This is a genomic window from Nonomuraea sp. NPDC050383 (genome assembly GCF_044459125.1).
In the GTDB taxonomy this organism is placed as follows: domain Bacteria; phylum Actinomycetota; class Actinomycetes; order Streptosporangiales; family Streptosporangiaceae; genus Nonomuraea.
In genome coordinates this window covers 437,088-452,214 of the sequence record NZ_JBITIP010000005.1, presented here as the reverse complement: position 1 = coordinate 452,214, position 15,127 = coordinate 437,088, and the positions used below count along the sequence as shown (strand labels likewise).

The window sequence follows — 15,127 nt, the reverse complement described above, 5'->3', positions numbered from 1 at the left end:
CTTAGGGAAGTGCTGCGGAGCCTGGCTACTCCCGTGCGTGGGATGGGTGCGCAGCTGAGTCAGGCTGGGATGGGTGCGGCTCAGCCGAGGTGAGATCGGATGGCGGCTGAGTGAGCCCCACAACTTGCGTGCGGCAGATGGAGGCAACTCATCGGTAAGGCTTGCACGACCTAGGTGTCAGGTCTGTTATCGTACCTAATCGGCTTGTATATTTGGCTCTAATCTATGTCTACGTCACCACTGCGCTGCGGTTAAGGTCGGGCACAAGGAGATACGAAGTTGTCTGCTGCCGAAGGTCTCACAGGACATTATGACGATCTGCAGTCGCGATGGACTGTGACCGACCGGATCGCTGACTACGCGCGGCTCGTAGTTCCGACCGGCAACTCGTCCGAAGCGATCCATCGCTGGTTTCATTTGAAGGAAGCTTACTCGCATCAGCTTCTTGAAAGACTTTTCAAGGACTCCAACTGGACGCCCCATCAGCATCTAGCTATTTTGGATCCCTTCTGTGGGAGTGGGACGACCGTTGTTTCCGCCCTTGCGCTAGCGCAGCAGTACTCAGTAGTGCCCAACATTCTAGGAGTGGAGCGCAACCCGTTCCTATGGGAGGTTAGCACTGCGAAGGCGCTGGGCGTATTGCAGGGAGCAAAACTAGCTCAAGATATTCGAACGCAGCTTCCTCTCCTTGATAAGCTCTATATCGAGGCGCTCAAAAAGAAATGGACAACGCCTTCGTCAACGCTTAGCAACGGAAAGTATTTTCCGCCGGAGCACTTACAAGCCCTGTTGGCACTGCGGCACTCCATCAGCGAGCTCGATACCCATGGGGTAACGCGCATCCTTAGGGTGTGTCTTGCAGCCAGCGTGGAGGCAGCGGGAAAGCTTCGACGTGATGGGCGGGCACTTCGCCACAAGCCAAAGTGGAAGCCCCAGGACCCGAAATCGGTTTTTGATGCCAACGTTACTCGCGTGCTCGAGGACCTGGAGGGTCGAAGCCAAGCGGCCCAGTCTTGGAAGTGCCGCGTTGTGCTGGGCGACGCGCGTGAGGCTCAAACCTATGCGGGGAAGCAGAAGTTTGACTGGATAATTTTTTCCCCGCCATATCCTAACAATATTGATTATACTGAAGTATATAAGACTGAGGCGTGGGCGCTAGGCCTATGGGAGCGACCGGATGAAATGAGAGCTCAAAGGCTTTCGACTATTCGCAGTCATCCTAGTGTCCGGTTTCCGGAAGAGTATAGCTATCTAGCCGGCCGGCATGCCGATGAGGTTCGTTCGCTACTCTCACCTCTCATAGCAGCCATTCCTAATGATCAATATAAGGTTGGAAGAAGGCAGATCATTCAAGGGTATGCTGACGACATGCTCCGGGTATTCTCCTCAAGTAGAAAAGTGATCAATCCCAATGGGAGATTGGTATACGTAGTCGGCAATTCCGTTCACGGGTCAATGGATAGCGCATTTGTCATCGCAGCTGATATTCTTCTGGCTCGATTGGCTGAGCTTGCCGGTTGGGAAGTGGAGGAGATTCGACTGGCGCGGAGGCTAACGCGACGTAGCTTTATCGCCGATCATCTAAGAGAAAGCGTTGTCGTTTTGCGTCCTTGCTGATCTGACGTACACGTAGAGGGGCCGCGACTTTGATTGTGGCCTCTATGCCCCGGCGCCATCGACCTGGTCGGCGCGCTGGCGGTGCCGGCCGCGACCGGCCGAAGGGCCGCAGCGCGGCCGGCGACCGCCTGGCGGGCGGCGGGCGCCGCAGGTGGCCGCCCTTGAAAGCGTGGAGAAAGTACTCATCCAAGCGGCGATCATGCGCGCGTGACCTACGATCTTCTCTGCCGCTGATGATCAGGACTTCGTTGGTGCTTGACGCCAGGTCGGAGCTGCGGACTGTAGTCAGCCGATGTGTAGACTCTGCTTCCCGTCTGCCTGCAGGTAGTGGCCGATGCGCAGGCTCATGGAGCGATCCATCCGGTAGCTCGTGAGCTCTTCCCTTGGCACCCAGCGAACTTCGCGGGACTCTGAAGCGCTCCGGCTTCGTTGGAGGCTCGTTCCTTTGAGAGGATCGAGTCATGGCAGCCAAGTCCCCCTATCCGGCGGAGCTGCGTAGGCGCGCGGTGCGGATGGTCGCTGAGGTCCGCCCGGACTACCCGACCGAGTGGGCCGCGATCAATGCGGTCGCCGCCAAACTCGGCATCGGCACCGCCGAGACACTGCGCAAATGGGGTCCGCCAAGCCCAGATCGACGCAGGACAGCGGCCGGGCACCACCACTGATGAAGCCGAGGAGCTGAAGCGGCTGCGGCGGGAGAACGCCGAGCTGCGTCGGGCAAACGAGATCCCGAAGGCCGCGTCGGCTTTCTTCGCGGCCGAGCTCGACCGGCCACACACGCACTCGTGACCTTCATCGACGAACACCGTGAACTGTTCGGCGTCGAGCCGATTTGCCATGTGCTGACCGAGCATGGCCTTGCCATCTCGCCCAGCACCTACTACGCCGCCAGGAACAGGCCGCCGTCGGCCCGAGCGATCCGCGACGCCGAGCTGGACGACCACATCAGGCGCATCCACACCACCAACTACGGCGTTTACGGCGCCCGCAAAGTCTGGCGGCAACTGCTGCGCGAGGGCCACCAGGTCGCGCGGTGCACGGTCGAGCGACGGATGCGCGCCCTGGGCCTGCAAGGAGCCCGCCGCGGCAAGAAGATCCGCACCACCGTGGCCAATCCCGGCCATCAGCGGGCGGCCGATTTGGTCAATCGGGACTTCACCGCGCCCCGGCCGAACACGGTCTGGGTCGCCGATTTCATCTACGTGCACGCCTGGTGCGGCATCGTCTACGTCGCCTTCGTCGTGGATGTGTACTCCCGGGCGATCGTCGGCTGGGCTGCCTCGCTGTCCAAGCGCGCCGGTCTGGTGCTGGACGCCCTGGACATGGCATGTGGCGGCGCGACCGAGCTGGACGCCCCGCTGGGCCCGGCCTGGTTCATCACTCGGATGCCGGCAGTCAGTACACCTGTTTCCGCTTCACCGCCCATCTGATGAGCGCGGGCATCGACGCCTCCATCGGCACGGTCGGGGACGCGCTGGACAATGCGCTGATGGAATCGCAGATCGGCCTGTTCAAGACCGAGCTGATCAAACCCCGCGGGCCCTGGCACAGCCTGGCCGAAGTGGAGCTGGCCACCGCCGAATGGGTCGAGTGGTTCAACACGACCCGACTGCACTCCTCGATCGGCAACATCCCGCCAGAAGAATACGAAGCCCTCTACTACGCTCAACACCAGCCCAACGAGAGCGTTGGAATCAACCCCTGAGCTCTCCATCGAAGCCGGGGCGGTTCACAGAGGCCCTTCAAGATCATCCCCCGCATGTCCCCTGATCAAGGTCCTATGGCTGCATGAGGATGCCTTCGGCGGCCTATGAGGACCTTGGAAAGCAGAAGACCTGCGGCCAAGAAACCGCAGGTCAGAGGCCAGAATGCCTGATGGAGAAGAGTGCCCCCGGCAGGATTCGAACCTGCGGCACCCGCTTTAGGAGAGCGGTGCTCTATCCCCTGAGCTACGGAGGCGGACCCCGTAAGCCTAGCGAAAGTCCGGCACTGTGTGGGCCGTGGGGGCGGGTGACTTTGAGGTCATGAGCATGGGATGGGGGCTCGGGCGGGTCGCGGCCGCGGTATCGCTGCGTCTGCTCCTGGTGGGTGAGCGGACTGCTCGGTGGGTCCCATCGCGTGGCGAAGTCATGGGTGGTGTGAGTAGGCGTAAAGGGATGGCGGTGATCGGGTTGGGTGGGGGCGGGGGTGGCTAACGTCGGGCGGGTGACCAGAAGGCGGCGGCAGGACGTGCATCGGCGGCCCGTGGTGTTGGGGGCGGCGTTGGTGGCGCCTGTGATCTTGGCGGGTGGGTTGCTGGCCGGAGAGCTCAGCGGGTACGAGCGTGCCGGCATGAGGCAGGAGATGAGGGTCGCTGCTGACGGTGGCGACGTGATGGTGGAGGCCGTGTTGTTGCCGGCTCCGGCGCGGGCTGAGCGGCGGTATGAGCGGGTTGTTCCGGCTCCGGTATGGGGGCGCTCTCGGTCTCAGGTGGAGGTGGATCGGGTGCCGGAGGTCATGGCTTTTTCCTCCGTTCCTGATCTGGGTGTGGTGGGGCGTTCCTCGCGTGGGGGGCGGACGGCTCCCGTTGGGGTGGATGCGATGTCGCCGGGGGTCGCTGAGCGGCGGAGCTCGGGTGAGGCGGTGGAGGGTGCTGCCGGGGCTCAGGAAGAGGAGTGTCCGGGGGAGTGGGTGGACACCTGGTTGTGGGAGGTCTGCCGGGAGCGGGAGCAGGAGCGTGCGATCGCCGAGGGGGGCGCTGATGTGCTCTCCGGGGATGAAGGGTGAAGCGGCTCGCATGCCGCGTCACTGAGTTGTGCACGCCTCGCTGGGTCGATTCGCCCGTTCGCTAGGCCTGCCCCGTTCGCTAGGCCTGCGTGGAGGCGGTGGTGGTGGCGGGCGAGGGTTCGAGTGGGCGCGGGCGGGCTCTGGACCTTCGTCGGCTGGTGCTGTGAACACCGCCTCCGGCGGGGCTTGTGGCCGGAGCTTTCCGGCTTCGGTGGCGAACCCGGTGGCGATGGTGAGCGTAGTTCAGGATATGGGTGTCGATCTTGTTCCGGTGTTCGCGCCGGTCCCGGCAGGGTGGGCGTACAAAGTGCGCTTTTGTGTCATAACGGGTCGCCGGAGTTAGGTCCGGGCACTCCGGGGGCTGTAGTAACGTGCGTGCCTGACCCAGGTAACGAGTTCGCAAACGGAGGAGTCGGACGTGCCATCCCCTCGATCAGCGGGTCTGATCGCGGTCGTCATGGTGATGGCTTCTCTGGTCGCGATGCCTCCTCCTGCTCAGGCCGTTACCGGGCGCGCCGACCGTGCGGAACGGGCGGAGAACAAGGACCCGGCCGACCTTGCCGCGTTGCGGAAAGAGGCCGAGAAGTCGGCCAAGGAGCTGGAGGACGCCACCAAGGCGCTGGAGAAGCGCCGGGCGGACATCGCGGCGGCCGAGAAGGATCTGAAAGCCAAGCTGGACAAGCTCCAGGAGGCCGACCGGAACCTTGCGCGGATCCGCCAGCCGGTGGCGCAGATGGCGGAGCTGCTGTACCAGCAGCCGGTCAGCGGCGATGGCGTCGCGCCGTTCTTGTCGGGTGACGCAAACGCGAACTCGCTGCGGGCGATGACCTATGCGACGTACATCGTGCAGGTCAAGCAGCACTCCGTCGAGCGGACCGCCGCGCTGGCCCGGGAGGCGCAACGGTTGGCGGCCGAGGCGCAGGAGATCAGGGCGAACAACCTGCTGGCCGAGGCGCAGATGTCGGCCGAGGTGGACACGTTGCGGCAGCGCTCGGACAAGATCGTCAAGTCGTTGACCGCTGCCCTGGTGAAGCTCGGTATCAAGATAGACAAGGTGGGGCGGGCGGCGCTGAGCTGCAACCCGCTTCGGGCCGCGACGGCCAACTCCTTCCCGAACGGGCTGATTCCACAGGCCATGCTCTGCCCGTTGCAGCAGAAGGGGCACAGCCTGCGGGCCGATGCCGCCATCGCGTTCGTCAGCTTGAACGAGGCGTACCGCCGGCGGTTCGGCAGGCAGATGTGTGTGACCGACGCCTATCGCAGCCTGGCCGCGCAGCAGTCGGTGTACTACCGGCGGCCGGGGTTCGCCGCGGTGCCTGGGCGTAGCAATCATGGGCTTGGCCTGGCCGTCGATCTCTGTGGTGGGGTGGAGAGGTACAAGTCGGCGGAGTTCGTGTGGATGGAGCAGAACTCCAAGAGGTACGGGTGGTTCCATCCGGCCTGGGCGTACAGCAGCCCGTTCGAGCCGTGGCACTGGGAGTACAACCCGAAGATCGACTCCCTGTTGTAGGGCGTCGTATCTGTCGGTGGTGGTTCGGTGGTCGCTCCTGCGGCGGGGATTGGCCGGTCGGCCCCCGTACAGGCTCTCTGCCAGTTGGCCTGCTTCGTCGGCCACCGGCTCTTGTGCTGAGTTCTGGCGTCGTGGTCAGGGTGCGTGGCTCAGGTTGGTTTGATGGTGATGGAGAGGCGGCCGGACGCCTGGGCTGCCGCCAGCCGGCCCGCCTGGTCCGGTGTGGTGGCGAGGACCAGCAGGGCGTCGTGCTCGTCCGTGGCCTTCGGGATGGTGACGACCGTGACGTCGTCGGCCACCAGCTGGGCGGATTGGCCTTCCCAGGCCGCCAGCACGGCGATGGTCGAGCCGGGGGAGAGCAGGCTCGCCACATCGGCGTCCGCGATGCGTACCGGTGTCGCTACCGTTCCGGCCGGCAGGTGGAGCGAGTGGAGCAGGCGGGCGTCGGTGAACGGCTCGCCGCGGCGCATGGGGCCGGCGAGGACGCGGCCGACGGCTCCGGTCCGCAGGGCTCCGTCGGGGGGCGGTGTGAGGGAGACGGCGCGTACGTCACCGGGACGGAGCACTCCTGGGGCCAGGTCGCGGGCGGCCACCAGCACCGTGGGAGCCGGGTCGGGGCGCATGGTCGCGTAGCCCAGGAGAACGGCGATGCCGGCCAGGACGGCGGCGATGAGGCGCCGTCGGCTGCGCCGGGCCCACCGGCCTGGTTTTCGGCTCGCTCCATCCGTTTTCGGGCGGCGCCGACCGGGCCTCCAGCTTCGGTTGCCGCTGAGGTTCCGGCTCGTTGCTGCTGAGGGACTCAGACGGTCTGGCTTGCGGTTGCCTGGCTCCGTCATCTCGGGCCGACCGCCTTGGGTGATTCGCCTGCCCCGGCCGGACCGGTACAGCCGGCTCGCTCGGCGGCCGGTCGATCCACGTTGGGCCGCGGCCAGCCGGTGGTCGGGGCCGAACAGCCGGGTGTGGTGGGTGCGGGGGCCTGGAGGCGGGTCATGGGAGCTCGAAAGGCAGGTCGAGACCGTCCAGGGTGGAGCCGCATGGGCACGTGGGTTCGGTGGGCAGGGCTTCGACCGTGTCGGCCACCAAAGTGCGCATGCGGGTCACGTTCTGGGCGAAGAACTTCATCACCTCCTCGTGGGTCACGCCCTCACCTGCCTCGACGCCCGCGTCGTGGTCGGTGACCAAGGAGAGGGAGGTGTAGCACAGCGCGAGCTCGCGGGCCAGGACGGACTCGGGGAAACCGGTCATGCCGACGATCGTCCAGCCGTTGGAGGCGAACCAGCGTGACTCCGCCCGCGTGGAGAACCGCGGGCCTTCGATGACCACGAGGGTGCCGCCGTCGACCGTTTCCCAGCCGCCTGACCTGGCCGCCTCGATGGCGACCGCGCGGCCCGAGGGGCAGTAGGGGTCGGCGAAGGAGACGTGCACCGCGTGGCCCGCGTCGTAATAGGTCTGCGCTCTGCCGGAGGTGCGGTCGACGAGCTGGTCGGGGATGACGAGAGTCCCGGGCCCGTGCTCGGCGCGCAGGGAGCCCACGGCGCTGGGGGCGAGCACCTGTCTCACGCCGAGCGAGCGGAGTGCCCACAGGTTGGCGCGGTAGGGGATGCGGTGGGGCGGGAACCGGTGGTCGCGGCCGTGCCGGGGGATGAAGGCGACGGAGCGCGAACCGATCCGTCCGACGGTGACGATGTCGCTGGGCGGGCCGTACGGGGTGGGGACCTGGATCTCCTCCGCGTCGTCCAGCAGGGAGTAGAGGCCGGATCCGCCGATGACGCCGATGTCTGCGCGAGTGAGCATGGCGCTGAGATTAGCGGGGGGGGGTGGTGGGGAACGCGGCTGGAACGGCGGTCTGTGGACAAGGGGACGGCAGAACGGGGTTCTGTGGATAAGCGCCCCTGGCGAGGAGTGATCATGAGATCACGGTGAGTAGGATCGGCCCATGAGGCGAAGGGGTCTCGCGTTCATCATCATCGCGCTCATGCTCGGCATGTTGCTGGCGGCGCTCGATCAGACGATCGTGTCCACCGCGTTGCCGACGATCGTGAGCGACCTGGGCGGCCTGGAGGAGCTGTCCTGGGTCGTGACGGGCTATCTGCTGGCCTCGACCGTGTCCACGCCGCTGTGGGGCAAGCTGGGCGACCAGTTCGGGCGCAAGTACCTGTTCGTGGCCGCCATCGTCATCTTCCTCGTCGGTTCGGCGCTGTGCGGGCTCAGCTCCAGCATGGGGCAGCTCATCGCCTACCGCTCCCTCCAGGGTCTCGGCGGCGGTGGGCTGATGGTGCTGGCGCAGGCGATCGTGGGCGACGTCGTCTCGGCGCGCGAGAGGGGGAAGTACCAAGGGTGGTTCGGCGGGGTCTTCGCCGTCGCGAGCGTGGTGGGGCCGCTGCTCGGCGGCCTGTTCGTGGACCATCTGTCGTGGCACTGGGTGTTCTACATCAACCTGCCGCTCGGCGCCGTCGCGCTGTTCGTCATCGTCGCCGGCCTGCCCAACGACAAGTCGCAGACCCGGCACAGGATCGACTTCGCGGGTGTGGTGCTGCTCGGCGGCGCCACCTCGTGCCTGGTCCTGCTCACGACCTGGGGCGGCACCACGTATCCGTGGAGCGATCCGGTGATCCTCGGGTTGGCCGGCGCGGCGGTCGTCCTGCTGGTCGCGTGGGCGGCGGCGGAGCGGCGGGCGCGTGAGCCGGTACTGCCGCTGGAGCTGTTCAGGATCAGGGCGTTCACGATGTCGTCGGCCGTGGGGTTCGTCGTGGGGTTCGCGATGTTCGGCGCGCTCACGTACCTTCCGCTGTACCTCCAGGCGGTCCACGGGGTCACGCCGACCCTTTCGGGCCTTCATCTGCTGCCGATGATGGCCGGCATGCTCACCATGTCCATCATCTCGGGACAGATCATCAGCAGGACCGGCAAGTATCGCTACCTGCCCATCACCGGCACCGCGTTCGCCACGGTCGGCCTGTTCATGCTCTCCATGCTGACCGAGCACAGCAGCCTGTGGACGATGAGTGTGGACCTCCTGGTGCTCGGCATGGGGCTCGGCATGACCATGCAGGTGCTGGTGATCATCGTTCAGAACGCCGTCGACTTCAAGGATCTCGGCGTGGCCACGTCGGGCGTGACGTTCTTCCGGTCGATCGGCGGTGCGTTCGGTGTCGCCACTCTCGGCTCCGTCTTCTCCTCCCGGCTCAACGACGATCTGTCCAGGCTGCTCGCCCGGACGCGGTTGCCGCCGGGGTTCGACCCTGCCCAAGTGCAGCAGGACCCGACGGCCATCCAGCGGCTGCCGCCCGAGCTCGCGGCCGACTTCCTGCACGTCTACGCCGACGCGATCGCCACCGTCTTCAAGGTGGCGGCGCCGATCATGCTGGTGGCGTTCGCGCTCACCTGGCTCATCCCGCAGCAGCAGCTCCGGGAGACCACCAAGGCCGCCGATCTGGGAGAAGGGCTCGGCGCCACCTCCGCCGAACGCTCCTCGCTGGCCGAGGTCGAACGAGGTCTGGTACGGCTGGCGGACGCCGACCTGCGCCGGGGCTTCTACACCCGGCTCGGCTCGCTGGCCGGGCTGGACGGCATCGCGCCGCAGGGCGTGTGGATCATCGCCAGGCTCGACGGGAAGGGGTGGGTGGAGGCGGCGGAACTGGCGTGCCGGGCCGATGTCAGCAGGGCCACCGGCCGGCCGTACGTGGATCAGCTCGTCGAGCGGGGGCTGGTGGAGCGGTCGGACGATGAAGATCGTCTGCGGCTGACCGGTGAGGGCCGGATGGCGGCGGGGCGGCTTACACGGTCGTCGCTTGAGAGCTTGCGGGGGTTGGTGGCGGATTGGGGGGACAGCCCGCAGTTGGAGCGGTTGTGTGAGCGGATCACGCCGGAGCTGCTGGGGGCGCATGCCGATCGGCCACGTTGATGACGGTTGGCGGCGAGGGGCGTCGCACTGGCGGAGCGAGCGGCGAGGGGCGCGCGAACGGTCGGTTCGGCGTTGCGCGTGCCTCGATGTCCAGCGTTGCTCGGTTGCGACGACTGGGGTGGACGAGGCTGACCCGGTGGGCGTGGCTTCGTGGAATGAAGACGGCCATCGAGTGACCCTTCGAGTTTTGACCTGGACTGAAGGAGCAAGCGATGGCCGCGGACAACATTGTGACCCCCGAGCAGTGGGTGGCGCGGCAGATCGAGACAAGCGGCCCGGATGTGTTGGGACTCCAGGGTGGCGAGCAGCTCGTCGCGGTCCTGGTCGGCCGAAGGGCGCGCGATTTGTGCGGAGCCTCGCGTCGGGGAGGTCGGGGAGATCGGGGCGGTCGGGGCGGCCGGGGCGGCGTTGCTGGTGCGTCGCCGTTCGGGGGCGCGCGTTTCGGCCGTTCGCCTCACCGCCCAGGGGCGTGCGCATTGCCCGGCCCGAGGGTGTGCTTGCCCAGCGAGCGGCGAGCTGCGTGCCCGGGGCGCGTTCGGGGGGCGGGGACGGGTGCGTGGTGCTTGCTGGGCCTACGAGCGTCAGGCCGCGGGCACAGTGCTACGGCTGGGCTGGCGTCTCATGTCGTGTGCGGCTTGACGAGACGCCGTACCAGCGTTGTGGATATGGGGTCGCCCGAGCGCCGGCCCAGGGTCAGTTGGTGGCGGCGGCCGCGGCCGTGCTCGGTGTGGAGGACGTCGACGAAGACGACGACTCGCTCTTGCTCGACGACGACGACGTAGAAGACGACGACGAAGAAGAGGAAGACGAGGACGAGGCGGGGGACGTGGATGACGACGCCGAGCGGCTGTCCGTGCGGTAGAAGCCGGAGCCCTTGAACACGATGCCCACGGCCGAGAACACCTTGCGCAGGTTGCCCTGGCAGGCGGGGCAGACCGTCAGCGCCTCGTCGGTGAACTTCTGGACGACCTCGAGCTGCTCACCGCAGTCGTTGCAGGCGTACTGGTAGGTCGGCACGCGCTCCTCCTTCAGGCTTGCTCTGGCACTCGAGCTATGCGACTGCTAATGGTAACCGATACCGTCAATTGACTATTCCAGTCCCCGCTCCCCGTACCATCCGGCCAGCTTGCCGCGGCGGCTGACGGCGCGCAGCCGGCGCTCCACCTGGTCGCGGCAGGAGGCGGTGGTGACCACGAGGAGCTGGTCGTCGGCGTGTACCTGGGTGGTGCCCGAGGGGACGAACGAGCGGCCGTCACGGACGACGAGCGTCACCGCGGCGCCCGCCGGGAGCCGCAGCTCGAACAGCTCCACGCCGTGCAGCTTGGAGCCGGCCGGGATCCGTACCTGCAGCAGGTCGGCCTGGAGCTCCTCCAGCGGGGCCGACTCGACCTCCAGGTCGTGCGCCTCGCCGGGGGCGGTCACGCCGAGCATCCGGGCCACGTACGGCAGCGTGGGCCCCTGCAGCAGCGTGAACACGATGACGATGATGAACACCTCGTTGAAGACGTCCTTCGACCCCTCGACGCCCGCCGCCCACGGGATGGTCGCCAGCACGATGGGGATGGCGCCGCGCAGACCCGCCCACGACAGGAACGCCTGCTCCCGCCAGCTCACCCGCGCGACGCGCACCACCCGCGCCAGCACCGAGCTGAACAGCACGGACGCCGGCCGGGCCAGCAGCACCAGGACGGTCCCGGCGATGAGGCCGGGCACGATCGACGACGGCATCTCCTGCGGGCTGGCCAGCAGTCCCAGCATGACGAACAGCCCGATCTGCGCCAGCCACGCCGCCCCCTCGGCGAAGCCCCTGGTCGCCGCCCGGTGCGGCAGCCGGGAGTTGCCGAGGATGAGGGCCGTCAGGTAGATCGCCAGGAAGCCGGAGCCGTGCAGCAGCACCGCGCCGCCGTACGAGACGAAGGTCAGCGCCAGTACGGCGATCGGGTACAGGCCCGAGGCGGGCAGCGCGACGCGGCGCAGCGCGTACGCGCCCGCGGGGCCGACGGCCAGGCCGACGGCGGCGCCGATGGCCAGCTCGACCCCGGTGTCCAGCAGGAACGTGCCGATCGACGGCGTCTGGTGGGCGGCGGCGCTCAGCAGCATCACGGCGATCACGGTGGGGGCGTCGTTGAAGCCCGACTCGGCCTCCAGCACGCCTGCCAGCCGTGGCGGCACGGGCAGCCGGCGCAGCACGGAGAAGACGGCGGCGGCGTCGGTGGGCGCCAGCACCGCGCCCAGGATGAGCGCGGTGATCGGCTCGAACCCGAGCAGCACGTGGACGGCCAGCGCCAGCACCACGATGCTGACCGCGACGCCCACGGTGGCGAGGATCAGCGCCAGCGGCACCGCCCGGCGCACATGGCTCCAGCTCGTGGTCAGACCGCCCTCGGCCAGGATCACGGCCAGCGCCGTCATGCCGATCTGCTTGGCCAGGTCGGGGTTGTCGAACGGGATGCCGAACCCCGACTCGCCCAGAACCAGCCCGAACCCCAGGAACAGCAACAGACTGGGCAGCCCGCTGCGGTGCGCGATCCGTACCGAGACGATGGCGGCGATGACGATCGCCGCACCGATCAGAAGCCAGACATCCAGTGGCATCTGGCCCCCTCTCGTACGTTCGGTCACATAAGCCTAGTGAGTTCCTCGGGACTGATCGCCCAGCCCACCCGCTGGTCATGCGGCTCGGCCGGGACCCCGTCGACCAGCTCGCCGGGGTGGAGCAGCGCGACGGTGGGCACGTTCGGGCCGACGCGGGCAAGGGCGCGGTCGTAGGAGCCGCCGCCCCGGCCCAGCCGAACCCCCGTCAGCCTGTCCACGGCCAGCGCGGGGACGATGACCAGGGCGGCGGTGCGGATCGCGTCGACGCCGCGGCGCGTGTCCACCGGCTCCATGACCCCGTACCGGCCGGGCGCGAGCGTGTCGGGCCCGTCGTACACCGCCCAGTCGAGGTCGTGGTCCTCCTTCAGGACCGGCAGGATCACGGTCGCCCCGTGCTTCCACAGCGCGAACACCAGCCCGTGCGTCCCCGGCTCCGTGTCCACCGACCAGTAGCAGGCGACGAGCCCGGCCATCTGGACCCACGGCTGGTCAAGCAGTGTTTCGCGGACTTTTGAGGCGTTCGTCCGGAGCTGTTCTGGGGAGAGTGAAGCACGTGACGACATCACTTCGCGGCGCAGGTTCAGCTTGTCCACAGGTCCCTCCACTAGGGTCTACTCATGGCTGACTTCGACCCTGTGACGAAAGCCGTCGTGCCCGCCGCGGGTCTGGGCACCCGGTTCCTTCCGGCGACCAAGGCGACACCCAAGGAGATGTTGCCCATCGTCGACAAGCCCGCCATCCAGTATGTCGTCGAAGAGGCCGCCTCCGCCGGGCTCCTGGACGTCCTCATGGTGACGGGCAAGAACAAACGGTCGATCGAGGACCACTTCGACCGCGCGTTCGAGCTGGAGGAGGTGCTCGAAGCCAAGGGCGACGAGCACCGGTTGTCCCAGGTTCGCGAGCCGGCCTCGCTGGCCACGCTCCACTACGTACGGCAGGGCCAGCCGAAGGGCCTCGGCCACGCGGTGCTCTGCGCCAAGCAGCACGTGGGCGACCACCCGTTCGCCTGCCTGCTCGGCGACGATCTGATCGACTACCGCGACCACCTGCTCCAGCGCATGATCGAGGTGCGCGGCACCTACGGCGGCAGCGTCATCGCGCTCATGGAGGTGCCGAAGGACCAGGTCTCCCTGTACGGCGTGGCGACGATCGAGGCGACCGACGAGTCGGACGTCGTGCGCGTCACGGACCTGGTGGAGAAGCCGTCGGTCGACGAGGCGCCGTCCAACTGGGCGGTCATCGGCCGGTACGTCATCGACCCCGCGGTGTTCGAGGTGCTGGAGAACACCCCGCCCGGCCGCGGCAACGAGATCCAGCTCACCGACGCGCTCCGCACGCTCGCCGGCCGCGGCTCCGACCAGGGCGGGCCGGTCCACGGCGTGCTGTTCCGCGGGCGCCGTTACGACACCGGCGACAAGCTCGACTATCTGCGCACCGTGGTGAAGTTCGCGGCGGACCGGGAGGATCTGGCCCCGGAGTTCGTGCCGTGGCTGCGCGAGTTCCTCGACGAGATCGGTTGACCTCGATGAAGTCGGTCGACGCGCATCTCGCCGACATCCTGGCCACCGTACGCCCGCTGGCGCCCCTGGAGCTGGAGCTGGAGCGGGCGCTGGGCACGACGCTGGCCGAGGAGGTGACCTCGCCGGTGCCGCTTCCGCCGTTCGACAACTCGGCCATGGACGGCTATGCCGTCCGCGCCGCCGACATCGCCGAGGCGCCGGTCAGGCTGCCGGTGGTGGACGACGTGGCGGCCGGCTCCGGCGAGCTGCGGGCGGTCGGGCCCGGGCACGCCGTACGGATCATGACGGGCGCTCCCGTGCCCGCCGGCGCCGACACCGTCGTGCCGGTGGAGTGGACCGATGGCGGCACGGTCACGGTCACGATCGAGCGCACGGCTCCCGAGGGCAACGCCATCCGGCGGGCCGGCGAAGACGTAGGGGCCGGCGACGTCGTCCTGGAGGCGGGGACCGTGATCGGCCCCGCCCAGCTCGGCATCATCGCCGGGGTGGGCCGCCGGCGCGTGCTGGCGCGTCCGCTGCCGCGGGTCGTCGTCCTGTCGACGGGCGCCGAGCTGGCCGAGCCGGGTACCGAGCTCCAGCCCGGCCAGATCTGGGATTCCAACAGCTTCACGCTCACGGCCGCGGTCCGGGCCACCGGGGCGGAGAGCTTCCGGGCCCCCACGGTGAGCGACGACCCCGCCGTGTTCCTCGACCAGCTCGACTCGCAGCTCCTGCGCGCCGACGCCGTCGTCACGAGCGGCGGCGTCTCGATGGGCGCCTACGAACCCGTCAAGGAGGCGCTCGCGCCGCTCGGCACCGTCCGGTTCGAGAAGGTCGCCATGCAGCCGGGGATGCCCCAGGGGTTCGGCGTCGTGGGGGAGGACCAGGTGCCGATCTTCGCGTTGCCCGGCAATCCGGTCTCGTCGTTCGTGTCGTTCATGCTGTTCGTACGGCCGGCGCTGCGGAAGATGCGCGGACTGGACCCCGAGGCGCCCGAGACCGTGACCGCGCACGTCGTCGGCCCGCTGCACTCGCCGTCGGGGCGGCGCTCGTTCCTGCGCGGCGTGCTGGCGTCGGACGGCACCGTGACGCCGGTACGCGGGCAGGGATCCCACCAGCTCGCGGCGCTGGCCTCGGCGAACGCGCTGATCGTGGTGCCCGAGGACGTGACGGAGGTGCCGGCGGGCACGGCCGTCGAGGTGATCCCCCTGTGACCTGTCGGAAGGTGAACCTTCG

Annotated in this window: 10 protein-coding genes, 1 tRNA gene and 1 pseudogene; 6 read left to right on the top strand and 6 right to left on the bottom strand. The window is 67.9% G+C overall.

Translation table 11 applies throughout. From position 1 onward, the window contains the following. Positions 1–279 precede the first annotated feature (279 nt). Together ACIBG4_RS16250 and ACIBG4_RS16245 are read left to right on the top strand one after the other, a co-directional pair. Positions 280–1,617, top strand: coding sequence for a hypothetical protein (locus ACIBG4_RS16250; RefSeq protein ID WP_397202435.1), 1,338 nt, complete (start codon positions 280–282; stop codon positions 1,615–1,617). A gap of 461 nt (positions 1,618–2,078) precedes the next feature. Further along, a pseudogene (locus ACIBG4_RS16245) lies at positions 2,079–3,322 on the top strand (IS3 family transposase). Positions 3,323–3,503: 181 nt separating this feature from the next. Here the strand turns inward: ACIBG4_RS16245 and ACIBG4_RS16240 are convergent. After that, positions 3,504–3,576: transfer RNA gene (locus ACIBG4_RS16240), tRNA-Arg, on the bottom strand. Positions 3,577–4,801: 1,225 nt separating this feature from the next. Here ACIBG4_RS16240 and ACIBG4_RS16235 point away from each other — a divergent pair. After that, positions 4,802–5,893: a D-alanyl-D-alanine carboxypeptidase family protein gene (locus tag ACIBG4_RS16235; RefSeq protein ID WP_310709531.1), complete on the top strand. Its 1,092-nt coding sequence runs from the start codon at positions 4,802–4,804 to the stop codon at positions 5,891–5,893. A 149-nt stretch (positions 5,894–6,042) separates the two neighbouring features. Here the strand turns inward: ACIBG4_RS16235 and ACIBG4_RS16230 are convergent, their stop codons facing one another. Both ACIBG4_RS16230 and ACIBG4_RS16225 read right to left on the bottom strand, forming a co-directional pair. Then, the gene (locus ACIBG4_RS16230; RefSeq protein WP_397202434.1) at positions 6,043–6,516 is read right to left on the bottom strand and encodes an SAF domain-containing protein; all 474 of its coding nucleotides are present in this window, start codon (positions 6,514–6,516) and stop codon (positions 6,043–6,045) included. A 364-nt stretch (positions 6,517–6,880) separates the two neighbouring features. After that, positions 6,881–7,687: an S-methyl-5'-thioadenosine phosphorylase gene (locus ACIBG4_RS16225; RefSeq protein WP_397202433.1), complete on the bottom strand. Its 807-nt coding sequence runs from the start codon at positions 7,685–7,687 to the stop codon at positions 6,881–6,883. A gap of 142 nt (positions 7,688–7,829) precedes the next feature. On the opposite strand from ACIBG4_RS16225, the gene ACIBG4_RS16220 reads away from it, so the two are divergent. Next, positions 7,830–9,797 carry an MFS transporter gene (locus ACIBG4_RS16220; RefSeq protein WP_397202432.1) on the top strand — a complete coding sequence of 656 codons (1,968 nt, stop codon included), beginning with the start codon at positions 7,830–7,832 and terminating at the stop codon, positions 9,795–9,797. A gap of 693 nt (positions 9,798–10,490) precedes the next feature. Here the strand turns inward: ACIBG4_RS16220 and ACIBG4_RS16215 are convergent. The 3 genes from ACIBG4_RS16215 to ACIBG4_RS16205 form a co-directional block, all read right to left on the bottom strand. Continuing rightward, positions 10,491–10,814 carry an FmdB family zinc ribbon protein gene (locus ACIBG4_RS16215; RefSeq protein ID WP_397202431.1) on the bottom strand — a complete coding sequence of 108 codons (324 nt, stop codon included), beginning with the start codon at positions 10,812–10,814 and terminating at the stop codon, positions 10,491–10,493. A 72-nt stretch (positions 10,815–10,886) separates the two neighbouring features. Beyond that, positions 10,887–12,392 (bottom strand): potassium/proton antiporter, encoded by a 1,506-nt coding sequence (locus tag ACIBG4_RS16210; protein ID WP_397202430.1) that lies wholly within the window; start codon positions 12,390–12,392, stop codon positions 10,887–10,889. Between the two features lie 23 nt (positions 12,393–12,415). Continuing rightward, positions 12,416–12,985: a 5-formyltetrahydrofolate cyclo-ligase gene (locus ACIBG4_RS16205; protein WP_310709537.1), complete on the bottom strand. Its 570-nt coding sequence runs from the start codon at positions 12,983–12,985 to the stop codon at positions 12,416–12,418. A gap of 24 nt (positions 12,986–13,009) precedes the next feature. On the opposite strand from ACIBG4_RS16205, the gene galU reads away from it, so the two are divergent. After that, positions 13,010–13,912: a UTP--glucose-1-phosphate uridylyltransferase GalU gene (galU, locus tag ACIBG4_RS16200; RefSeq protein ID WP_397202429.1), complete on the top strand. Its 903-nt coding sequence runs from the start codon at positions 13,010–13,012 to the stop codon at positions 13,910–13,912. A gap of 5 nt (positions 13,913–13,917) precedes the next feature. Then, entirely contained in the window at positions 13,918–15,105 is a 1,188-nt protein-coding gene (gene glp, locus ACIBG4_RS16195; RefSeq protein WP_397202428.1) for a gephyrin-like molybdotransferase Glp, read from the top strand. Positions 15,106–15,127: the final 22 nt, after the last annotated feature.